Origin of the sequence: Mesomycoplasma ovipneumoniae ATCC 29419 (genome assembly GCF_028885435.1) — a bacterium.
GTDB lineage: Bacteria > Bacillota_I > Bacilli_A > Mycoplasmatales > Metamycoplasmataceae > Mesomycoplasma > Mesomycoplasma ovipneumoniae.
Window position 1 is genome coordinate 581149 of sequence record NZ_CP118522.1, and the last position, 24560, is coordinate 605708.

A 24560-nucleotide genomic window follows, 5' to 3' on the forward strand; every position below is an offset into this window, starting at 1 on the left:
ATTGGCAAAAATTTAAATAATTTAATATAACTTGCCGAAAAATAAATGCAAAATTTAAATTTTTATATTTAAATAATAAAAAAATTGCATTCTACTATTTTAGCATAAAAAAATTCTTTTTATTTTTTTTTAATTATTTTTTCAGACTGTCTCTAAATAATGATTGGATGAGATATTTTTTTTTAGTCACCTTCTAAGCTGGCCTAGAAAATACCATTCTTTAGATAATCAAATAAACTAAACTAAAAAAGTTAAAATTTTAACTTAAAAAGCAAAATTTGAAATTTTTAAACTACTTTTTTAGTTTAAAACACTGGCAAAAATCAATTTACGGATAAAGCAACAAAATCATAAAAAAATACAACTGCTATTTAAACTCAATGCAAATAGAAAACTCATTTTTATTTGCATTGAGCCTAAAAAAATATGTGAAGTTTTGAAAGAGCCATAATTAAAAGCCTTAAATTTATAGATTTCTAAACGGTTAAATTTAAGGCATTGCATCATATTTAAAAATATGACGGAAAATTCGCATTTTGTGATTTTATTAGACAAAAAACATAACTATTTCTCCTTAATTCTAATATTCATTTATTAATTATTCTTAGTGAAGTTTATTATAACATAATTTTTTCTTAGACCAAACATTTTTTTTTTTTTTTTGCAAAAGGTTAATTTCAAAATTATAAAAATTAAGGTTTTACCACCAAAAACACCGATTTACGGGTGTTTTTTTGCATATTTGTATTTAATAAAAAATGAATTTTTGACATCAAGCTAGGAAACTCGGGAAAACTGGTTTTAATAGATGAAATAATTATACATTAATTTTGCAAAAAATAAAGAAAAATATTGATTTTTCACAAAAAAATAATTTTATAAGAATTTTTTTATATTTTTTTAATTTTTTAATAAAAAATTATTTTTTTTGATAAAATTACAAAAGAGTACGTATAGACATATGACAAATTCAAAACCAACGTTAAAAACAAGGTTTCGGTATATTTTTTTAGGAAAACTGCCTCTTGAACGAAAGTACCGTCCTAAAATCATCGAATACTTTTATTTATTTATTGGAAATTTTGTAATTTCTACTTTTTGAGTATTAGTTTTATTAGCTTTTGGAAAATATGAATGGAAAATTTCCGAAAATTGAAGTCTAATTTTATCTAACGAATTTAGTAGTTATTTTTGAAAATTCATAATATCTATTAGCATAACAGCTTGAGTTGTCAATATTTTCTTATGTATTCACTTGATTTACATTCTTTCAAAAACTGAAGATTATAAATGGGTAGTATTTTTGTCAATTTTTACTAATGTTTTTCCATTTTTTAGCTTTTTTAGCTTAATTATTTCAGTTTTTGGCTTTTATAAACACAAAATTGTTTTTAAATAGATGTAAAAGTGTTTTTTTTGAAAGGAATTATCATGAAGAAAATAACAAAATCAATTTTTGGAATGGTTTCTTTTAGCCCAATTGCCTTAATAGCTTGTGGGGGTCCTGTAAACGAATTTGCACATAATAAAGAAATTATTGTCGCCGTTGACCCAGCCCAGACAAATTATTGAAAACAAAATATTGAAGAATTTAACAAAACAGATTCAGCAACAAAAAACGGCTTTAAAATTAGAACTATTTCCAAAAATGTCTTTTCAGCACTAGATTTTTCAACAGTTGGCCACACAGACACAAACAATACGCCTGATATTTTCTATGCACCTCAAGACCGAATTACCGACTTAGTCCAAGGTGGAGCGGTTTCTTATTTGAATGATTTTTTGCCTAATTTATTTAATGAAATTACAGACCAAATTGGGGCTACAGCAATAGAAAAAGAAAATATGAAAAATTTCGGGACTGTTTTTGGCCTAAAAAATAACAGAGTCCACTCAGAATTTGTTGGAATCCAACACAACAAAGAAGGAATTGTTCTAGCTTCAACAGAAAACGAAGACCAAACTCGGACAATTTTACAAAATCCAGATACAGATTCTCTTGCCGAGCTTGTTGAAAAAGGCGAAGGTCTGTTTAGAATCCAAGACTTCTGGTACGGAAATGGTGTTCTTGCCGGTGCACTTGAAAAAATTGCTCAGCGCGAAAATTTAAAAGACGAAGACGGAAAACCCTTGAATTTAATGTCAAAATTGCTATATACTAAAAATAATCAGTTTACTTCTGGTCTTCTTCATAGTGATATTGATCTGGTTGTTGATTCTAATTTAAAACCTGAAAACAATGAATACCAGCAGTATTTCCGTGAAGCTTTTAAATCAGTGGCAAAAATTTACTACCCAGTTTTTAAAGCTGCTTATGGAAGTGAGGCTGATTATAAAAATTCAATTTGGTCTAAAAAGGGAATTTCACAGGCAGATTTAGCTCAAATTATTAAATCTGATATGAATGTTACCCAAAATACAATTTTTCGACTAATGAAAGAAAAGAAACTAAAATTTGCAATTATTGGAACTTGAGATGTGCAAAACTCAGAAAAATCTGCAAATGCCAAGTCTTTTTTTAACATCACCAAAGCAACTAATGAAACTGATTTTAAACAGGCCCTAGGTTCATGATCTTTTTTGATCAACTCACGAAATAATTCATCTTCTCCTGAGCGAAAACAGGCCCTAAATGATCTTTTTAAAATAATGTTTTCGGCTAAAACAAACACCGCTTATTTCCAAGATGATTCAAAAATTCCGTTTGTAAAATCGCTAACAAATCAAATCAAACAGGAAGTTGAAAAAATTAATCAACCTCTTAGTGTAAAATTTGAAACACTTAAAAAAGACTTAGGATATACAGACGATAATGAAATTGAAAATGCAATAAATGCCCAAATTCAAAAAACAGCAAATCCAAAGTATATTAACCAAACAGTTGAGTCAAATTGAGACAAAACAACAAATCCAGATGCTAGCTCAGAAGAAAATTATCTCACTTTTGGTGCTAGAATTGAAACAGACAATCTTGATGCCAGCCTAGTTGAGAGTGCTAATAAAATTAATCAATTAATTGAAAAATACCAAAAATTTGCGGCAATCCGTAACACTTTGGCAACAATTTTTGGTCAAACAGATTTATCTAAATTCACCGGAAATGGTGAGAGCTGACAAATTGATCAGAGTTTTTTCAAAGTTGGAATTAAAGATGCAAAAGTTGGAAAATACGATCTTGATATTTCCCAAAGTGATACTACCGCGCACGTTCGTAAAGTTGAGGCTTTCCTTTTTGGCGCAAATGGTGATGAGCAATCTGAAAAAGACCAAAAAATTGAACAGTACAGTAAATTAATTTTGGAAAATAATCACGATCTGACAAAACTTGAGGCAAGTATTGCTGCTGAAATCAAAGAAATTCAAGAAAAAGCAAAATTAATTGCCAAAAATCCAGCTGCTGATGCAACAATTGAAAAAATTGCGCGTGCTTATTTAAATAATTATGTTAGTGCTGCCCTAATTCGCTCATTTGTTAGTCCTGAGACAATTAAGCAAACAAAAGCACAAAAAACTACCACAAAATCAGGTCAAACTGTTGACAAATACACCTTAGGTGATGCTGAGCAAATTATTAGCGAATACTTAAAATCAAAAAGTTTTGACAAAATTCTTAACGTAATTGACTCAGATAAAACTATTGAAAACCAAGGTGTTGGAATTCTTAATACTGATAATTCCCGTTTTGACAGATCAAATCCGCAATTTAGTTCAACAGTTTGGGGTGCTTGAAATGATCAAACTTTTGGTTCAGAAGTTTTCCACAAAAGTGTTTTAGACAAAATTAAAAACGAAGAAGATTTTGCCAAAATATTTTTTGACAAAGTTGCAATTGAATACTACAAAAAAATTCTTCTTGCAAACCAAGGAACTAGCAGGGTTATTGTAAATTTTAGTTAAAAATGGGGCCTGTTTTTAAATTTAAGATTAACATCCCAAAGTCACATTTTTATTTGCTAATTAGTTTAAGTGCTTTTTTGTCAATTGCACTTATTAGTTGAATTTTAATCCCTTTTGTTTTTGGGACACATTTAGATCAAATCAGTAAAACAAATCTGGAAGATCAACGGGAAATTTTAGCCTCAAATTTAGCAGCCGGAAAATTAAGTGCTTATATTGGGACAAATTTATTTGTGATTTTCTTTGGAATCTACCTTTTTCTGGCTTATTCAAAAGTAAAAATTGGCTATTTTTTCTACTTTTTTTGGATTTTTGTCTTTGGCTCAATGGCTGGCTATCCTTTTTTTCAAGGAGCAGAAAAATTAAATAGTGCTGAATTAATAAGCGGAATTTTTATCTCTATTTTTTCTGGGTTGATTGTTGTTGTCTTGATTTATTCAACTTACATTTACCGACTTAAACGAATTATTACAAAATACAAATTAGCAAGTGGCGGTTTTAATGCATAAATTACAACTCTATAATTATTATGGCAAGAAATTTGACACTATTATTGATATTGAGGCTAAAACGCTAAAATCTTATTATCATAGTGCAAAAATTACTCACTCAAGATTTTTAGATAAGATCAAAATTCAAGAAAACATTGAAAAAGAGCTATTTTTACGGGCCAGGCAAACAATTCGCGATAATCTAAAACGCGAATTACATAGTCAAAAAATCGCCTTTAAAAATGAGCTAAAAGTTCTCAAAGACGCTTATATTAAACTTAATTTTGCAGTTTCAGTTGAAAAATTGCTCAATTTTGAAATTAAAAAAAATCGAAAAAGAGCTCAAAAATCTTCGCAGTTGATTTAAAGATTTTTCAAAATCACTCAACCAAACAGAAGATAGCCCGCAGGTTAAAGTTGAATTGTTTGAAAAAACAAAAAAATCAACCTTAGAATCTGAAGTTGACTTAATAAAAAAGCACTTTATTTTCCAAGTTTGCCTAAATTATGTTAGAAAATACCAAGATTTTGACTTTGACCTAAACAAAATTAGCCAATTTCTTGATGAAGACGGCAAAAAATTCTTAGTCCAATCAAAACTAAAAAGTGATTTTTTTGTCAATTTTTATCAGCAAATTAAACAAAAACAAGAAGAACTCTTAAAAAAATCAGCTTTAGCTAAAAAAAATTACACTGAAACCAAACAGTTACAAACTGACTTATATAAAAAAAGAAAATCAAATTTAGAACTCAAAGCAAAACAAAAAATAATTTCGCTCGAATATAGTTATAAAAATGCAATTGATTTCCTAAAACAGCAAGCAAATCAGCAAAATGCAGCCCAAAAGGAATTAATTAGCGAAAAAAAGCAGGAAATTATTGCTTTTGAGTCCAAAAATATTAGCAAACTAAATGAATTTAAGCAAGAAATTAATTCACAAATTAACAAAATTAGCGCTCAAAAACAAAAATATCTTGCCTTTAGTTTGTCCCAGACAAAAATAAATTTCCTTGATCAGGCAATTAAATTATTTTACGCCATTCAAAAAAATCAAAATTTTGAAATTCCAGATTTAGATATTTCCCTTGAGAATCACGGCCAAATTTTAAAAGATAAATTAGATTTTTTCCATAAATTAAAAGATGAAAATGCACAACTTTTTGATTTAATTAAAAGTCATTATTTTGGTTTTTATGGTAGTTTTTTGATAAAAAAACTGGCAAAATCAAGTCTAAAATGGCAAATTTTGCTCCAAAAAGCTAAATATTTAAAGCAATATTCATACAAAGGTCATTATCTTCAGGATCTCGGCTGGGCAACCAGAGAAAAAACGATCGAAGACTTTAAGACACGGATAAAATTTATAAATGAAAAAATTCTTGCAAAATACGAGCTTAAAGTTTTAAAATCAAGTCCAGATTTTAAAACTCAGCAAGAAGAAATTAAAACAAAAATCAGTGAAATTAAGCAAAATTATGTCGAGAGTGTTGCTAAAAACAAAAAAAGATTGCAGCAAAATGAAATTGCCAAAACAGCCTTTAAAAACTTGCAAAAACAAGCCAAAATTGCAAAAACTGACCAAAAAAGAACGCTGTTTTTGAGCTCAAAAATAACAAAATTCAAACAAATTCTCAAAACAAATAATTACCGTTATTTTAATGAACTAAAAGTTAACAAAAAAATTTATGAATCAAAAGCAAATGAAGCACTAAAATCTTATCCTGTTGAGACAATAAAAAACGTCCGTTTTATTAGCTTCTTTTTGAATTTAATCTTCCCAGGACTTGCTGAATTATTTGTATTTCGCCAGTTTATCAAAGGATCTTTACTTTCAGTTGTTAGTATAATTTGTTATGCTTTTATAATTCCCTTTTCATTTGGGGCTTACTGGTCAAAAATGGGCGGGATTCCGGGCTTTGCTGACTTAGGAGCAAATTTACACTCGCCCCGGGATGGTATTTTTACTGATGCACGTTTTTACCTTTTTGGTGGCGTCCTGTCGGTAATTTTAATGGCTTTTGTGCTAGTTTACTTTATAATTGGGGCAATTTCGGCCTGAAGAATTGCAAAAGCAATGGAAGCTGGCGTTGTTCCGGGAAAATGACTCTATTCAAAACAGTGACTTCAGACTACCGGATTTCCGTGAATGATTTCACTAATTGGTCATGCTTTAATGATTTTTATCGTTGCTGCGCCAATAATTACTTCAGTTTTAATTTCTTTTACTGACTATGGCTACAATCATGCCGCCCCAGGTCAAACAGTTAACTGAGTTGGACTTAAACAATGAGGAAAATGGTGAGATTATCGCCAACTTGGACTGTTTCAATCACTAGCTTCAGTTCTTGGTTGAACCGCAATTTGGACGGTTTTATCAACACTTTTTCCGATTGGTTTAGGAATTTTAATTGCAATTTTAACAAATTCTTCCCGAATTAAAGGTAAAAAAATTTTTCGGCTTATATTTATTTTACCCTGAGCAGTGCCGGCGTTTGTTTCTTTGTCTTTTATTCGTTCAATGTTTGCCGCTGATTCAAAAGGTTATATTAATTTAATTTTAATTAATTTAGGACTTATTAAAGACGGAATTTCTTGACTAAATCAAATTGGTACGGCCCGAGTTTTATTAATTGTTGTCCAGACTTGAATTAGTTATGCCTTTATTTTTATGCTTGTAACCGGAAATCTGCAGGCAATTTCGGGTGAAATTTACGAAGCTGGTGCGGTTGATGGGGCTTCTAAATCGCAAATTTTCTGAAAACTGACGCTTCCCCAGCTACTTCTGGGAATTGCACCGATGTTAATTGGACAATTTGTCGGCGCCTTTAATAACTTTACAACAATTTCAATTTTCACAGGCGGTGGGCCAGCTTATGCAAATGCCTCCCCATTTGGTGAGGCCTCAACTGACATTATTATTTCTTGAGTGTTTAAGCTAACAACTCAAGGAATAAAAATTGATGGACACCAAGCTTTTGCCGCCGCACTTTCAACACTGGCAGCGCTAATTAGTATTAGTTTTGCCCTTCGTGGTTTTATAAAATCAATGCAAAGGAGATAAAATTATGAACTTATTAGTGCCAAAAATTGCTAGTTTTGAGTTTGTTGCCAAAAATGCTAGTCCAAAAAAACGTCTAAATTTAAGTGATGAACGCGATATTAAGCCAATTGAGTTACTTTGAATTTTTCTTAATTATTTAATTTTAATTTCTTGGTCTGTTGTTGTTTTATTTCCAATAGTTTCGCTAGTTATTGCCACTTTTAATGTTGCTAATACTCGACTTATTACAATTACACCGTTTGTTTTTGGTTTTGATAATTTCACTTATTTATTTACTTCTGAACGGTCTTATTTTTTCTCTTGGTACGGAAATACGCTAACAATTGCACTTTTAACGATGGTTATTTCAACTACCGCCGTTGCACTAAATAGTTATGCTTATTCACGTTTTCGCTTTAAAGGTTCAAAACATTCTTTGACAATAATTATGTTATTGCAAATGATTCCGGCAACTTCTTCGTTAATTTTTCTCTATATTTTAGTCCAAATTGGCCAAATTGGCGGAATTTCACCGATATTTATGTTAGTAATTATTTACTCAGGTGGGGCCGTTTCTGGAAATACTTTTATGCTCAAAGCTTATTTAGATAGTATTTCTCGCGAACTTGATGATTCAGCAAAAATTGATGGCTGTTCAAATTTTGGTGTTTTTTTCAAAATTTTACTACCGGTTTTACGACCTGCAATAATTATGGTTGCCCTTTGATCTTTTTTAACACCATTTACCGATGTTATTTTACCAAGATTTGTTCTTTTCAATATTCAAGACTTAACTCTTGCTGTCGGTCTTGAAACATTTATTAATGTCGAGCCAAAACATGTCAATGCTGGCGCTTATGCAGCTGGGGCTCTACTTGCGGCTCTTCCTGCGCTTGGTTTATTTATGTATTTACAAAAATACATAATTGGCGGACTTTCTGAAGGAGCTGTTAAAGGTTAATTATGGAAAAAAATAAAAAACTTTTTGAACTTGAAGATCTTAATTTAGATTTAAATCAAATTGATTTAAATAAGATGGTTGCAAAAATTGGACAACAACAAGAAGAAACAAAAGGTGCCAAAATTGTTCTTAATAATGTCTCAAAAAAATATGAAGGTAATGACAAATATACACTCGAGGCAATCGATCTTACAATTGAAAGTGGTAATTTTTGCATCTTTTTAGGACCTTCAGGTTCAGGAAAAACAACGCTTTTAAGAATGATTGCCGGCCTAAATTCAATTACTCAAGGTGATTTAATTTTTAATGGCAAACGGTATAATAACCTACCACCCCATCAGCGAAATATTGCAATGGTTTTCCAGTCTTATGCCCTTTATCCGCATTTGAATGTTTATGATAATATTTCTTTTGGACTCAAAATTGCAAAAGAAAGACGCGACATTATTGACTCAAAAGTAAAAAATGTTGCCCAAATTTTAAAAATAAGTGACTATCTATACTCAAAACCGCGCGATCTTTCTGGTGGTCAACGTCAAAGAGTGGCAATTGGACGGGCAATTGCTCGTGCACCGCAAGTTTTTTTAATGGACGAACCACTTTCAAATTTAGATGCAAAATTACGTGAATCAATGCGCCGTGAAATTGTAAATATTCACCGAATGCTCAAAACTACAAGTATTTATGTAACTCATGATCAACTTGAGGCAATGACGATGGGAAACCAAATTGTAGTTTTTAATGACGGTAAAATTCAGCAAAATGGAACCGGAAAAGAATTATATTTTAAGCCTAAAAACACATTTGTTGCCACATTTATCGGTTCGCCAACAATGAATTTATTCGATTGTGTTGTTGAGAACAACCAAATAAAGGCAAAAAAAGCGCCAATTTGGTTTGAAATTGACCAAAAATTGGCGAATTTATTAAGTCAAAATCAAGAATTACAAGTCGGCTTTCGCTCTGAAGATATTTATCTAAATCAAAATCAGGCCCAATTTGACGGTATTATTACTAATGTTGAGCTAATTGGTAAAGATCAACTTGTTGCAATTAAAGTTAGCGATCAACTTGAATTAATTTCCAACCAGAATAATATTTTTGAATACTTTTTAGACCAAAAAGTTAAAGTTAGCTTTAATTTAGAACGGATTCACATTTTCGATGCAATAACAAAGGAGCGAATTGATCTTGATAACTAATTTAGAATCACGAAGTGCCAAAATTTACTTTTTTATTGCACCCTATTTTACTCGTAAAGTTTTACAATTAATAAGTAAAATTTTGCTTTTAATAATTATAATTTTCTCTTTTGTCCAAATTTGACAGTTTCTTGAACGAATTGATTGGGAAATTGATTTTGTTTCAAAAGGTAGTTTTTCTAATTTAACGACTCAAGAAATTACTGAAATTGCTAGAAGCAAATCAACTTCATTGCCACTTTGACCAATTTTTATTAGTCTAATTTCACTTGTTATTGTTTTTGGTTTTATTCTGTTTTTTTTAATTTTAGCCCAACATATTTATTTATGAAAACAATTTGGCGATCTTAAAGGATTTTATAAATTTATTTTTACTTTATCTATAATTATTTTTATTTTAAGTTTCTTTATTGTCGCCCTTCAACCGGCTCAAGTTGAGCAAAATGTTAATGTAAAAATTGGCGAAACCACCGTCACAGATTCAATTTTTTCTGATTTTCCTAATTATACAAAAATGTGAATAAGTCTAATTTTTAGCTTTTTAATTTTGATTTTACAAATAAGTGCAAAATCAAAATTTGGGGCTCTTGAAAAAGACAAAACATTAGCAAAAAAACCTTTTGAAACAAAAAGTCTTGAAGCAAAAATAAACAAAATTATCCAAAAAAATTCCAACAGCTAATTGTATTTAAACATTTTTCCCAAGTTTGCCAGCTTGAGGAGATAATTTTAAACAAGTGTCCGTTTTGGGCACTTTTTTAATTTTTTTGGCAAAAGTTAATTACCTATTTTAAATCACTGGCAAAAATCAATTTATGGATAAAACAACAAAAATCATAAAAAAACAACTACTATTTAAACTCAATGCAAATAGAAAACTCGTTTTTATTTGCAGCGAGCCTAAAAAACATATGAAGTTTTGAAAGAACAATAACCAAAGCCATAAATTTGTAGATTTCTAAACGGTCAAATTTAAGGCATTCCATCATATTTAAAAATATAATGGATAATTCGCATTTTCTGATTTTTTTAAACAAAAAACATAACTAATTCCCCCTAATTCAATATCAAAATTTATTAATTTATTCTTAGTGACAGTTATTATAACATAATTTTTTCTTAGACCAAGCATTTTTTTTTTTTTTGCAAAATGTTAATTTTAAAACAATAAAACTTAGGATTTTAGCATCAAAAAACACGGATTTTAAACTAGGACAAAAAAATTAACACTAATGTGTTGGGTTTTTATCTGAGTTTAAGGAGAAAGCTAACACCCAAAGTGTTAGCTTTTTTAAATTTTCAAATGCAAGAAAACGGAGAATACTAATGTCAAGACACTTTAAAAAAGACGAGTTTGATATGATTTATAAAATTTACAATGAATTTGGATTAAAACAAACAATAAATTATATAAATGATATTTCGCCAGATACAAATTTTACAACCAGAAGTCAACTAGTTCGAAGAATCAAAAAAATTATTCGGTATTATAATAATGGTATGCAAGATCAATTATTAGATAAAAGGGTGCGAACAGAAAGCCAGGGAGTGGCAAACGTAAAAAAACCAATTGAACCCGATTGAAACGAATTTACAAAAGAAGAATTAATAGAAATAGCTAAGAGATATTACGAAACCAACAAAGATAAATCAAAATCAGGAAAACTTAGTGAAGCCAAAACACTAAATATTCCCTACAGCAAATCTGCAAAAATTTTTAATGTGTGCAGACAATCAGTGGCAAAATCTAAAACTAGAGTTATAAAAGTAAAGGAACACAAAAATGACGCAATAATTAAAAAATCCTTTCTTGATAACAAAGGTAGGTATGGTCGCCTAAGGTTGAGTGCTTATATTTATATGAAATATAATATTTACATTAACCCTCGAAGTCTTGGAAGACATTTAAAAAGATTGAATTTAGTATGCAAAATTAGAAAAAAGAAGAAAGAGCGAAATTAAGAACACCAAATTCGCACTGCCGGATATTGTTAAACGCGACTACAATGATAAATTAAATAGAAATATTTTTGCTACTGATGTTACATATATAAAAGCTCCCAGAGATGTTAAGGAAAACCATGTATTTTTGTCTGTAATAATTGAGCATAAAACTAAAAAAATCAGAGATTTTAAACTATCTGTAAGCAATGATCTTGATTTAGTTATGGATAATATAAAAACATTTAGGTCTATTGATAAAGATTTTGTTATTCATTCAGACCATGGATTTCAATACACTTCAAAAGTCTATATTGACAAAATAAATAAAATGGGAGGAACTGTTTCGTTGTCTCGCATAGGAAATTCATTAGATAATAGGGAGGCTGAATATTGATTTTCAATTATAAAAAGTGAATGCTTAAACGAGTTAAACTACAGTAAAATAACTTTAGAAGATCTGAAAAAATAATTGCAGATTATATATTTTGATACAACAACTATAGAATTCAATCAATTTTAAATTGAAAAACACCACAGCAATATGCTATGATGTTATAATAATATTAAACTGTTAATTTTTTTTGTCCTAGTTTATTTACCGGTATTTTTGCATATTTGCATTCACTAAAAAGTGAATGTTTTGCATCCAACTGGCAAACTCAGGAATATACTAACTTAGATTTATCACTTAAAAAATCGCCAAATGGCGATTTTAAAAATATCTGTATATTGCTTTTATATTTTTAATTTGGAAAAAACTACTAGATTTTTATCTAATTGTCATTTTTATGAAAGTATTTTTTATTTACTTCATCTTCAAATTTCTTTATTAAGTTTTGATGGTTTTTTAAAAACCATTTTTTGTGATTTTCAAGATATTCTTTTCTAATACTAGAATCATTTAAATCGTTAGGCACTCTTTTAATTCTTTCATCTTCACTATCAAAACCTGTAAAATCTTCTTCTAATCTTTCCTTACACATTCGAACATACTCTTCATTAATTTCTATACCTATACCTCGTCTATTAGTTTGCTGGCAAACTCTAAGCATTGTTCCACTACCAACAAATGGGTCAAGTACAATATCATTTTCATTCGATGATGCTAAAATCATTCTTTCATATAAAGCTTCTGGTTTTTGTGTGGGATGTTTTTTTCTATTCTTATTACAATAATGCATATGAGAAAATTGCCATACATTTCCCGGATTTGAACCCCTCATATTATTTATTGAACGGTAAAATTTTTGTGGAACTCTTATATCATCTAAGTTAAAGGTGAATTTACTTTTATGCTTGGTAAACATTAGTATATCATCGTGTCTAGGAGAAAACCCTTTTGTCTTCCCTACCCCTTGTGTATAAAACCAGGTTATCCAAGAATTAAAATGCATATTCAATTCTTTTTCAAGTATGCTATAGATATATGATATATATCTCATACCCATAAAAATATATATAGTTCCATCATCTTTTAGCACTCTTTTTGCTTCGGTAAGCCACTGTCTTGAAAATTCTAAATACTCTTCAAATTCCAAATTATCTTTATTATTTCCATAATCTTTATTCAAATTGTATGGCGGATCTGTGACAATTAAATTAATACTTTTAGATTCAATTTTTTTAAGTTCTTCAATTGCATTTCCACAAATTATTTTTAAATTTTTATCCATTTATTTTTAATCGCCTCTCTATAGAAATCTTCAATCGTTCTTCTGCTACTATGCAAATATTTTTTATCCAATAATTTACACATTTCCCAAGTAGTTCTTCTTTTAAAACTAACATTATGAATATCTTTTATTTGTATTTGACCAGTGCCTAGAGCTGGATTATAGTTTATGTCATTATCTCCTATAAATTTTAAGTCATACGCATTAAAGTCAACAACTTCCATAATGCCATCCATCAATTGTGTTCGTTCATTTCTTTCTGAATAAACTTTATGTTTAATCGACAATACTATAAACATATAATCGGGATCGACTACATAAGCTGTCCTAATCCTAGAAAAAGAAGTAATATTAGGGCCTTTTCCACTATCAACAATATCATTTGCAGTCGCCTTTACATCAATATTTCCTGTAAGAACTTTAACATTATCCTTCTTAAACTCGAGTATAATGTCTGCCATCCCTAATCTTTCTTGCGTTTCTACATTTATTAAATTATATTTATTATTTTGAACACTTCTAATGTCGGCAAAAACCTCAGTTGCCCAAGCTTCGATCATAGGACCTGCAATTTTGTTTATATTTTCTAATGGTAGTCCTAATTTTAAATTTGTATTTATTATAATCTTATCATCACCAGAATTTTTTCGTTCATGTAATATATTTATTATTTGTTCAATAACAAATTTTGAATCTTTTTCATATTCCTTAGACTCTATAGGTATTTTAAATTCTAAATCTTCATATCTCATAATTGTTTTTTCCTCCATTTTAAATAATTTTAATACATCTTCAATTTTAAAATTTAATTCTTCACATATCCTTTCAATATTTCTAAGTGATATATATTCCCGAGTTTCCCAGTTTGATAAGATAATATCAAAAAAGTGTCTGGTTTTTCGGCGTTTTTAACTTAAAAACCAAAATTATAAAATATTTAAACTACCTTTTTTAGTTAAATCGCTGGCAAAAATCATTATGGGTAAAATAACAAAACAATAAAAAAATACAACTACTATTTAAACTCAATGCAAATAGAAAACTCGTTTTTATTTGCATTGAGCCTAAAAAAACATATGAAGTTTTGAAAGAACAATAATTAAAGCCCTAAATTTATAGATTTCTAAACGGGTAAATTTAAGGGATTCCATCATATTTAAAAATATAATGGAAAATTCGCATTTTCAGATTTTTTATGGCAAAAACATAACTAATTCCCCCTTAATTCTAATATCCATTTATTAATTATTCTTAACTAACTCTAATTATAACTTATTTTTAATTTTTGACCAAGCATTTTTTTCTTTTTTTTAAAATTAGTATAAAAAATTTAGGCAAGTAATTTGTATCTATAATTTAGATTGTACACTTTTATTAATTGTTTCTACTAATTTATTTTGTTTTGGTCTAAATTTTGTTACTTAATCATAAAAAAACCTCGTTTTTACGAGGCTTTTTATAATTAAAATTTGTGATTAGAGATATTCGGATCTAAATTTTTCAAAAAGTTTATTATATTCTTCTTCACTTTGAGGTGTGTCAAAAAAAACAAAACCTTTAAAGGTGATTCCAGTTTCAGGTCTTTCTTTTTCATTGAGGCTCTTTTGATTTTCTGATTTGGTGGTTCCAAAAGTAAAACCTTTTTTAAAATTTAATTTTGCATTTTCTGGTATATCGCGACTTCAGGTGAAAATCGGTTTTTTAGCATCATCAGATTCGCTAGAATAAAACTTCATATTCATAACTGATTTGCTATCTTTTTTTTCAATATCTACACGTAAAATAATAGTGGATTCAGAATTATTAAGAAAATCTTGAAGAAATGAAAGAGGATTTTTTGGTTTGGTATTTCCTAAACTAAGGGAAGCTTCTCCATTTGATAGTTTTAGTTGAATGTCATATTCACCATTATATGTTGTTTTAAACCCTTCTTTTTTGGGATTAAAAGATGGGAAAAAGGGCTGACGCTGTGGTCGTGTCTTTGGTTTAGCAACAAAATCAGCGCCAATTTTAAAAACACCCGGAACAAATAATTCCTTTTCAATAATTAAGTTAAAATCGTTTTCCTGTTCACCTGTTTTTAGTAAAAAATATTGGAGAGCATCTGTCTGAGGTAATTTACTTGGTTTAAAAGCGTAAAGGAAGGAAGTGCCGTTTTCCAATTTTAGATCTTTGTCGGTATTTGGATCATTCTCCAAGGAAATTCCGCCTTCGGCTAGATAAATACCTTGTTCTTGTTCATCTACATGAACTTTCTCTTTTGATATTTTTGAAGGAGCTTCATTTGCCTTAAATCTAAAATTTGGATTATTAATAGCTGAAATTGATTTTACAACTTGTTGTTTTTGACCATCTTCTAAAGATTGTTCTTCTGTTTCAACATTAGTTTTCCAATCTAAAAATATGTGAGTTTTTACAGTATCAGAAAAAGATTTATAAAGTTTATTTTCTTCATTTACATTATCAAGTTCAACTGTTAAATTTCTTTCAACTCCATTAGGGGTTTTAATCTTAAGATTAATGTCATAGGTCTCATCTTGAAAATCTCTAGAAAAATAAATAGAAGTCCCTTCAGGAAGATCGGCTTTTTCAAGACCTTCAAGAAGTTTTCTTAGGTAATCACCTAATAAAGATTGTTGGGTTGAAGGGGTAGTTGGATTTGGAGTTGGGGTTGGGGTAGGAGGAGTTGGAGTTGTATCTGGAGCTGGACTTGAAGGAGGGGTTGGCGCTGGAGCGGAAGGAGAAGCTGGCTCTGGACTTGGACTTGAAGATGATGAATCTGTTGTTTCTTGGAATAAGGTCGGTAAAGCGCTAACATTTTCAGCAACAGGTGTAGAAGTATCTGAAGCATCAGTGACCTGTTCAGTGCTCGGTTCGGCGCTCTGTTCAGTGACCTGATCAGCGGGCTTTTCAGTGCTTGAAACTATTGGAGTTTGAGTAATTTTATTACTTTTTGTTGCAAAAAAATTAAGAGCCTCGAAAAAAGGGGTTAGTTGGGTTGTTATATTTTTTATATCGTAAGGTTTATTTAGAAAGGGTTGGATTTTATCATCAATTGTTGAAGCAAAAACTGTAATTGGCAAATCTTTCTTGATTTCAAAGCTTAAGTTATCAATATCTTGTGATCCTTGTTTGTCAAAAGTCTCAATTGCATTTTTAAAATATGCACCATAAATTTCTTCGGCTGCATCAAATTCTAGTTCAAAATTGAAAGTATAGGTATTATCTTCGCCAAGTTTTAGACCTAAAGGAAGTAATGTTCCTTCATTAAAGTTACCTTCAATATTTAGCCCGACATTGACAATATTAGAATTTTTAGGATTATTTTTGTTTTCTTTTACTGAAAATGATACACTTTTTGGAGCAAAATTAGGGATTAAATCTTTAATTTCTTCTAGAAATGTTTTATTTTCATTTTCACTTGAATTTGAAGTAAATCAAGAATTCAACTGCTCAAGATCTAAACTTTGAGGATTTTGAGCAAAATATTCTAATACATTAAGCTTGTTTTGCGCTAAATGTTTAGAAATTGCTGAGTTAAATTTATAATTTTTCTTAAAGATTTTTAAAAATTCAGAAGATTTTTTTTGGTCTGTTTTCTTAGGTATATCGACAAAGTTAAGTGTTAATTTGCTACTTTTTTGTGTTTTTTTATCAACTAAACTTAATGCTAAGTCAATTTTATTATTAACGTCATCAATATTTGTAAAATTTAATTTTTCTTGTTGCAATTCAGGTTTTATTTCAAAATTGGAAGGAAAAACAAAAACCGGTTCAGAATTTATACTAAAGGAAATTCCACCAAATTTAGAAAATGTTGCAAATAAAGCTGAACTTGAATTTTTTGTTTTTTCAAAATTTTCCTTAAATTCATTATAAAACAAAATAGCAATTTCGGTTGCAGTTTTCCCTTCTAAAAAATCTTGATTTAAAAGGCTGATTGATGCGCTCAAATTTTGGGCTGAAAAATTCAAGGTTTTATCTTGATCTGAAAAATCTAAGTCAAAACTTGCAGTATAATTTATACTTTTACTAGAATTTGAAATATTAACAGCAAGATTTTTTATTTTATTTGACTCAATTTTTACTTCAGATTGACTCCTTGGAATAACCAATCTAAAATTGAAATCTGGATATTTTTGACTAATTTCACTAAAGTCAATTGCATTATTTAAGTCAAAATTATATGCACTGTCAAAATGCAAATTTAGTGCATCAGAAGCGCTTAATTTTTTAGCAAATTTTGACTTAAGTTTTAAATTAGCAACTAGGCTGTCAAATTCAGTTGTGTTAAATTCGGAATTAACGTTTAAATTTGTAGCATTTGCTAGTTTTTCGTCAAATTCCGATAATTTTGAATTATAATTTTTTGACTGTAAGGAGACTAGATACGGAACACTGGCAGAAATACTAACGACCGCACTAACTCCAATAATTGCAAAAATTATATGATTTAATTTAATCTTTTTCATAATAATTTCCTTTATAAGTTTATTTTTTTAATAATAGAGAACTTGTGTGTTCCATGATAATAACGCGGATAGGTTGACTTGAGACAATTTTAGGATTATTTTTATCATAAAGATATAAAAATAAATTATATTGAAACCGGTTTCCGGTGTTAGGAATTTTCTCAAGTACACCAGTAATGTCAGTGTTATTGTCGGTAGTTTGTGATTTTGTTGCACCTGTTGTCTCTGTTTGACTCGGTTTAGCTTTTTTTATTGCATAAAAGCCTAAATCTATATCTTTGTTTTCAAAGGTTAAATAACTGCTAAAAGGCAGTTTTTCGACTTGTTTATCAACAGATACTGGCTCACTTTCCTTTGTTGAAATTGCGAGTTTGATTTGAGATTTTAAATCCCCAAGATCTTGATTGGTTAATAAAACTATTTGTGAATTTGGTGAAAAGGTTGAGGCAATTTCGTCTAATTTATCAACTTCATCACTTAAAAGTTTGTTATCAGGATTGATTTTTAGTTCAATTTCTGATTTTTTTGTTTGATAAATAACGCTAACTAGATCGCCGTTTTTATCAACTGGTCCAATATTGTATCAATATTTTACTTTTAATTTTTCATCATTTGGTTTTTCTAAAGCATCAACATTTGTTAAATTAGGTTCCAGGCTAAATTGAATTTTATAATTAAAATCCTTGCCAAAATTACCAGTAAAAAGTTTTTGGCTCTTTTGTTTTGAATAAGCTAATGAATAAAAAGCTGCAAGAAAATCGGTAAGATTTTCAATATTATTTTTATTATCTGGCTGTGCAAAATCAGTTGCACTAAGTTGTTTTGCATGTAATTCGATCTGTTTTATAAAATATTCAGGACTAAAAGATGAATTTGTTTTCATCAAATTAAGAGTATTTTTAAGCTCATTATTAATGTAAAAACCATTTTCAAGAGGTTTATCAGTATTTAAAAAACCATAGTTAAATGAAAAAAGTCAAACTGTTGGGTCAGCAGTTACTTCAATTGTTTGACCACGCGGTTGTTTTGTAGGCTTAATTTTAATTTCACTTAATTTTTTAAATAATTCATTAGTATTAAGATCTTCTGGCCAGTTTGATCCAGATTCTATCAATCCAAAATGTTTAAGATAGTCAAATCAATATTTTGCAACAAAACTAATGTCTTGTTTTGATAAAAATGACAAAAATTGCGAAATCTTCTCGTCGCTATTAAAATAATTAGAATAAATTGATGTTATACCTTTAGAGGCTGCATCATCAACATTTGAGTTTTTAATTAAATCTTCAACAGTTGGTAAATTATAACTATCAACCATTGATTTTAATTGACTTTCATCAAATCTAAAACCATAATAACGGGAATTTTGAAGAACTTTCTTTAATTTTTCAAAATTATTTGACTGAATTAATGCTAATAATTCGTCTTTTGGAATTCCTTTTTGATTAGCTTTTGCAACAGTTTCATGGGCTTTTGGCTCAATAGTCAAACTGCCTTTATTAACTGAAGCTGCAAAATCAGGATCATTTTGAGCTAATATTTCAAAATTTTTAATACTTTGAGAAAATTTTTTTGTAGCAACAATTTTATCATTTCTTTTATCTTTTATAACAATATCACCATTAATTTGGGCAACAACATTGTTATCTTTAAAATCTAGATTAACTTGTTCAGTATCTAATTTTATTTGAACATCTAAAAATTTTGAAATTTGGTTAAAATTTAAATTTGCTAGTTTATTTTCGAATCTAATTTTTGATATTAGTGGTGTTTTGACAATTTTTTCAATAAGTGAATTAAGAAAATCGGCGCGCTTTTCTTTAGTTGCAAAAATTTCATTATTATAATAATTTAGAAAATCTCATCCTGTAATTAAAGTTGAATTATTTTGACTAAAATTATTTATTGCAAAATAATCACTGTCAGAAAATTCACTTAAAACAATATCATCACTAATTGACTTATCAAGGAAAGAATTACTTAAATTGAGCTGAGTAGTAAGGAAAAATTTGGAATCCTTGTTAAAATCAGCGGCAATTTCCTTTGAAAAATTAGCAGAAAACTGGGCAACAAAGGTTAATTTATAAACCCCTGGAGTTGCAGTTTTTACTAAATATCGATCAGTTATAATTTGATCTTTTACCAAATTTATATCATAGCGAGGTTTTTGAATACCACTTTCAGACTCAAAGTAAAAGCTTTTATTGCTAAAAATTTGCGAAATTGTCTCATCAAGGTTAAAATATTTGCTAATAATTTCTCTAGCTTCGGTGTCATTTTTTGCGCTATTAACTTCTTTTTGAAAATCTTCGACTGAAATTAACCTGGTCAATTCTTTTTTAAATGAAAAATTAACCTCACTATTTGTGTAAGGTCTTAATTTTTTGAGCTGTTCTTCTGAATAAGTTGAAAAATTAGAAAGTGAATAATCTGGAACATAATTATAAGCAACTTTTTGTTTAAATAAGTCAGAAGTTGCTGTTTTATTGTCGTCTAATTTTTGTAAAACTCGCCAAAAAACCTCGAATGTTTGCTCATTATCATCAGGTTTGATATCAAAAATTTCTAGTTTGAAAGGTTTTCAATTATGATCGATTGAAAAATTAACAGGAATGCTAGAGTTATTGGTCTGGTAAAAATCAAAAAAATTTGTTAAATCAATGTCAGTTTTTTTAGTGTTATCGTCATTCAAAAGTTTCTTTTTTAGATCTAAATAGTCAGAATTAGCATTTAAATATTTATCCTTTATACTAATAAAAGAAATTGATTTTGCTTGGTTTTGCACATCAATTCGGGGGTTTTTTAGTTCTAAATTCGCAAAAACGAGTAGCGGAGTGGCAATAATTACTCCACCAGCAATAGCGCTTAGCCCTAAAAGAAAAATATTTTTTTTAGTTAGTAGTTTTTTAGTGATTGTACTTTTCGTCACCTTTCCTCCTATGTTTTCTGTAAAAAATTTTAAAAAAAAAAAAAAAAAAAAAAAAGGAAAGAAATTCCTTAGATTAGTTAATAAATAAACATTTTTGTGATAAAACTTGTTTTTAAATTCTTAAAATATTCTGCTTTTTGTTCATAAGCAACAATTAGTGAGTCAAAAGTTTCAAAAAGCTTGGCAATTTTTTCTTGCTCAACAGTATCAGCCACTTTTATAAAATATTTTTCAATTTCATTAAGGCGAAAAATATGTCTAACAGATAAACCGGGACAAAAAAAATTAACACTAAGGTGTTGGCTTTTTTGTCCGAGTTTAGGTTTTAGTGACTTTTTTAACTTTTTTGGCAAACTCAGGAAAAATAACTATCAAAGCAAAAACACTGAATTTTAAATCTGACCATCGTGAAAAAAATCTGCTTATTAATCAAAGAAAGTAAACTAAAAAAGCTAAAATTTTAGCTAAAAAAGCAAAGTTATAAAATATTTAAACTGCTTTTTTAGTTTAAAACACTGACAAAAATCATAAAAAATACAACTGCTATTTAAACTCAATGCAAATAGAAAACTCGTTTTTATTTGCATCGAGCCTAAAAAATATGTGAAGTTTTGAAAGAGCCATAATTAAAAGCCTTAAATTTATAGATTTCTAAACGGATAAATTTAAGGCATTCCATCATATTTAAAAACATAACGGAAAATTCGCATTTTCTGATTTTTTTAGGCAAAAAACATAATAGGTCCCCCTTAATTCAATATCAAAATTTATTAATTTATTCTTAAGTGAAGTTAATTGTAACATAATTTTATTTTAGACCAAGCAATTTTTTTCTTTTTTTAAAATTAGCAGAAAAAATTCAGACAACTAATTTTTATCTATGATTTTGATTGTACCATTTTTGTTAATTCTTTCTACTAATTTATTTTGTTTTGGTCTAAATTTGGTTGCTTAATTATAAAAAAGCCTCGTAAAAACGAGGTTTTTTTATAATTAAATTTGTGATTAGAGATATTCGGATCTAAATTTTTCAAAAAGTTTATTATATTCTTCTTCAGATTGAGGTGTGTTAAATAAAACAAAACCTTTAAAGGTGATTCCGGTTTCAGATCTTTCCTTTTCGTTGAGGCTCTTCTGATTTTCTGATTTAGTGGTACCAAAAGTAAAACCTTTTTTAAAATTTAATTTTGCATCTTTTGGTATTTCGAGTTCTCAGGTGAAAATCGGTTTTTTAGCATCGTCAGATTCGCTAGAATAAAACTTCATTTTCATAACTGATTTGCTATCTTTTTTTTCAATATCTACACGTAAAATAATAGTGGATCTAGAATTATTAAGAAAATCTTGAAGAGATGAAAGAGGATTTTTTGGTATGATTTCTAGGGTTGACTTATTTTCTCCATTTTCAAATTTAGGTGTAAATTTAAATTCACCATTATATGTTCTTTGAAATCCTGCTTTATTGATATCAAAGCTTATATGATTAGGCTGCTTAGGTTTAGGTTTAGAAAATTCAGCACCAATTTTAAAAACACCTTGGACAAATAATTCCTTTTCAATAACTAAGTTAAAATCATTGTCTTCTTCGCCTGTTTTTAGTAAAAAATATTGGAAGAAATCTATTTTGGGCAATTTTTTCGGTTTAAAAGCGTAAAGCAAAGAAGTGCCGTCTTCTAATTTTAGACCAGTGTCGCTGTTTGAATCATTCTCCAAGGAAATTCCACCTTCAGCTAGATAAATACCTTGTTCTTGTTCATCAACATGGACTTTTTCTTTTGATATTTTTGAAGGTGCTTCATTTGCTTTAAATCTAAAATTCGGATTATTGACAGCTGAAATTGATTTTACAACTTGTTGTTTTTGACCGTCTTCTAAAGATTGTTCTTCTGTTTCAATATTAGTTTTTCAATCTAAAAATAGGTGAGTTTTGACAGTATCAGAAAAAGATTTATAAAGTTTATTTTCTTCATTTACATTATCAAGTTCAATTGTTAAATTTCTCTCAACTCCATTAGGGGTTTTAATTTTAAGATCAATTTCATAGGTCTCATCTTGATGATCTCTAGAAAAATAAATGGAAGTGCCTTCAGGCAAATCAGATTTTTCAAGATTTTCAAGGAGTTTTCTTAGGTAATCTCCTAAAAATTGCTGACTTGAAGGGGTGGTTGTATCTGGAGCTAGAGCTGGGGGAGTTTGAGCTGTATCTGGACTTGAAGGAGGGGTTGGATCTGGGTTTGGAGAAGCGGGTGGGCTTGATGGCGGATCTTGGAATAAGGTAGCTAAAGCGCCAGCATTTGTATCAACAGGTGTAGAAGCTTCTGAACCTTCAGTGCTCTGCTCAGTAGTCTGTTCGGCACCCTTATCAGCACTTGAAACTATTGGAGTTTTATTAATTTTATTACTTTTTGTTGCAAAAAAATTAAGAGCATCGAAAAAAGGAGTTAGTTGTGTTGTTATATTTTTTATATCGTAAGGTTTATTTAAAAAAGGTTGGATTTTATCATCAATTGTTGAAGCAAAAACTGTAATTGGCAAGTCTTTCTTGATTTCAAAGGTTAAATTGTCAATATTTTCTGATCCTTGTTGATCAAAGCTCTCAATTGCATTTTTAAAATATGCGCCATAAATTTCTTCGTTTGCATCAAATTCTAGTTCAAAATTGAAAGTATAAGTATTATTTTCGCCAAGTTTTAGACCTAAAGGAAGTAATGTTTCTTCAGTAAAATTACCTTCAATATTTATTCCAACATTGACAATATTAGAATTTTTAGGATTATTTTTGTTTTCTTTTACTGAAAAAGCCACACTTTTTGGGCTAAAATTAGGGATTAAATCTTTAATTTCTTCTAGAAATGTTTTATTTTCAGCAGTGTTTTCAGTTGAATTTTCACTTGAATTTAAAGTAAATCAAGAATTAAACTGCTCAAGATTTAAATTTTGAGGATTTTGGGCAAAATATTCTGATACACTAAGCTTGTTTTGTGCTAAATGTTTCGAAATAGTTGAGTTAAATTTATAATTTTTCTTGAAAATTTTTAATAATTCAGAAGATTTTTTTTGGTCAGTCTTTTTAGGTACATCAACAAAATTAAGTGTTAATTTGCTACTTTTTTGTGTTTTTTTATCAAATAAGCTTAATGCTAAGTCAATTTTGTTATTAACGTCATCAATATTTGTAAAAATTAATTTTTCTTGTTGCAATTCAGGTTTTATTTCAAAATTGGAAGGAAAAACAAAAACCGGTTCAGAATTTATGTTGAATGAAATTCCGCCAAATTTAGAAAATGTTGCAAATAGTGCTGAACTTGAATTTTTTGTTTTTTCAAAATTTTCCTTAAATTCATTATAAAACAAAATAGCAATTTCGGTTGCGGTTTTTCCTTCTAAAAATTTTTGATTTAGAAGACTAATTGATGCGTTCAAATTCTCAGCTGAAAAATTCAAGGTTTTGTCTTGATCCGAAAAATCTAAATCAAAACTTGCTGTATAATTTATACTTTTACTTGAATTTGAAATATTAACAGCAAGATTTTTTATTTTATTTGACTCAATTTTTACTTCAGATTGACTTCTAGGAACAACCAATCTGAAATTGAAATCTGGATATTTCTGACTAATTTGACTAAAGTCAATTGCATTATTTAAGTCAAAATTGTATGCCTTATCAAAATGCAAATTTAGTGCATCAGAAGCACTTAATTTTTTAGCAAATTTTGACTTAAGTTTTAAATTAGCAACTAAACTGTCAAATTCAGTCGTGTTAAACTCTGAATTAACATTTAAATTTGTAGCATTAGCTAGTTTTTCGTCAAATTCGGATAATTTTGAATTGTAATTTTTTGACTGTAAGGAGACTAAATACGGAACACTGGCAGAAATACTAACGACGGCGCTAACTCCAATAATTGCAAAAATTATATGATTTAATTTAAGCTTTTTCATAATAATTT

16 protein-coding genes are annotated in these 24560 nt (G+C 28.8%); 10 read left to right on the top strand and 6 right to left on the bottom strand.

What is annotated here, in order from left to right; translation table 4 throughout:
- Positions 1-961: 961 nt before the first annotated feature.
- The 10 genes from PWA39_RS02190 to PWA39_RS02235 all read left to right on the top strand — a co-directional run bounded on the left by PWA39_RS02190 (position 962) and on the right by PWA39_RS02235 (position 12005).
- Positions 962-1399 carry a hypothetical protein gene (locus PWA39_RS02190; RefSeq protein WP_069099605.1) on the top strand — a complete coding sequence of 146 codons (438 nt, stop codon included), beginning with the start codon at positions 962-964 and terminating at the stop codon, positions 1397-1399.
- 32 nt (positions 1400-1431) lie between these two features.
- Complete coding sequence (locus PWA39_RS02195; protein ID WP_069099606.1) at positions 1432-3897, top strand: hypothetical protein; 2466 nt, start codon at positions 1432-1434, stop codon at positions 3895-3897.
- A 2-nt stretch (positions 3898-3899) separates the two neighbouring features.
- A complete protein-coding gene (locus PWA39_RS02200; protein ID WP_069099607.1) occupies positions 3900-4406 on the top strand; it encodes a hypothetical protein in 507 nt (168 codons plus the stop codon).
- The gene (locus tag PWA39_RS02205; protein ID WP_081311156.1) at positions 4399-4755 is read left to right on the top strand and encodes a hypothetical protein; all 357 of its coding nucleotides are present in this window, start codon (positions 4399-4401) and stop codon (positions 4753-4755) included. The genes PWA39_RS02200 and PWA39_RS02205 overlap by 8 nt, the downstream gene beginning before the upstream one ends.
- A complete protein-coding gene (locus PWA39_RS02210) occupies positions 4703-7450 on the top strand; it encodes an ABC transporter permease subunit (protein WP_124983458.1) in 2748 nt (915 codons plus the stop codon). The genes PWA39_RS02205 and PWA39_RS02210 overlap by 53 nt, the downstream gene beginning before the upstream one ends.
- Before the next feature lie 4 nt (positions 7451-7454).
- Positions 7455-8390, top strand: coding sequence for a sugar ABC transporter permease (locus tag PWA39_RS02215; protein ID WP_069099608.1), 936 nt, complete (start codon positions 7455-7457; stop codon positions 8388-8390).
- A gap of 2 nt (positions 8391-8392) precedes the next feature.
- Positions 8393-9592, top strand: a complete 1200-nt coding sequence (locus PWA39_RS02220; RefSeq protein WP_069099609.1) for an ABC transporter ATP-binding protein — start codon at positions 8393-8395, stop codon at positions 9590-9592.
- Entirely contained in the window at positions 9582-10274 is a 693-nt protein-coding gene (locus PWA39_RS02225) for a hypothetical protein (RefSeq protein WP_069099610.1), read from the top strand. Before PWA39_RS02220 ends, PWA39_RS02225 begins: the two co-directional genes overlap by 11 nt.
- Before the next feature lie 644 nt (positions 10275-10918).
- Positions 10919-11554, top strand: coding sequence for a transposase (locus PWA39_RS02230; protein WP_274827403.1), 636 nt, complete (start codon positions 10919-10921; stop codon positions 11552-11554).
- Positions 11555-11681: 127 nt separating this feature from the next.
- Positions 11682-12005, top strand: a complete 324-nt coding sequence (locus tag PWA39_RS02235; RefSeq protein ID WP_274827404.1) for a hypothetical protein — start codon at positions 11682-11684, stop codon at positions 12003-12005.
- A gap of 304 nt (positions 12006-12309) precedes the next feature.
- On the opposite strand, the gene PWA39_RS02240 is transcribed toward PWA39_RS02235, so the two are convergent.
- The 6 genes from PWA39_RS02240 to PWA39_RS02265 all read right to left on the bottom strand — a co-directional run bounded on the left by PWA39_RS02240 (position 12310) and on the right by PWA39_RS02265 (position 24552).
- Positions 12310-13209 carry a DNA-methyltransferase gene (locus PWA39_RS02240; RefSeq protein ID WP_069099308.1) on the bottom strand — a complete coding sequence of 300 codons (900 nt, stop codon included), beginning with the start codon at positions 13207-13209 and terminating at the stop codon, positions 12310-12312.
- Positions 13194-13961: a restriction endonuclease gene (locus tag PWA39_RS02245; RefSeq protein ID WP_069099307.1), complete on the bottom strand. Its 768-nt coding sequence runs from the start codon at positions 13959-13961 to the stop codon at positions 13194-13196. The genes PWA39_RS02240 and PWA39_RS02245 overlap by 16 nt, the downstream gene beginning before the upstream one ends.
- Positions 13962-14684: 723 nt before the next feature.
- Positions 14685-17681 (bottom strand): P110/LppT family adhesin N-terminal domain, encoded by a 2997-nt coding sequence (locus PWA39_RS02250; RefSeq protein WP_274827405.1) that lies wholly within the window; start codon positions 17679-17681, stop codon positions 14685-14687.
- Positions 17682-17700: 19 nt separating this feature from the next.
- Positions 17701-20610: a P97 family adhesin gene (locus PWA39_RS02255; protein WP_274827406.1), complete on the bottom strand. Its 2910-nt coding sequence runs from the start codon at positions 20608-20610 to the stop codon at positions 17701-17703.
- A gap of 77 nt (positions 20611-20687) precedes the next feature.
- A complete protein-coding gene (locus tag PWA39_RS02260) occupies positions 20688-20963 on the bottom strand; it encodes a restriction endonuclease subunit S domain-containing protein (RefSeq protein WP_274827407.1) in 276 nt (91 codons plus the stop codon).
- Between the two features lie 652 nt (positions 20964-21615).
- On the bottom strand, positions 21616-24552 hold the full coding sequence (locus PWA39_RS02265) for a P110/LppT family adhesin N-terminal domain (RefSeq protein ID WP_075949668.1): 2937 nt from the start codon (positions 24550-24552) through the stop codon (positions 21616-21618).
- Positions 24553-24560: the final 8 nt, after the last annotated feature.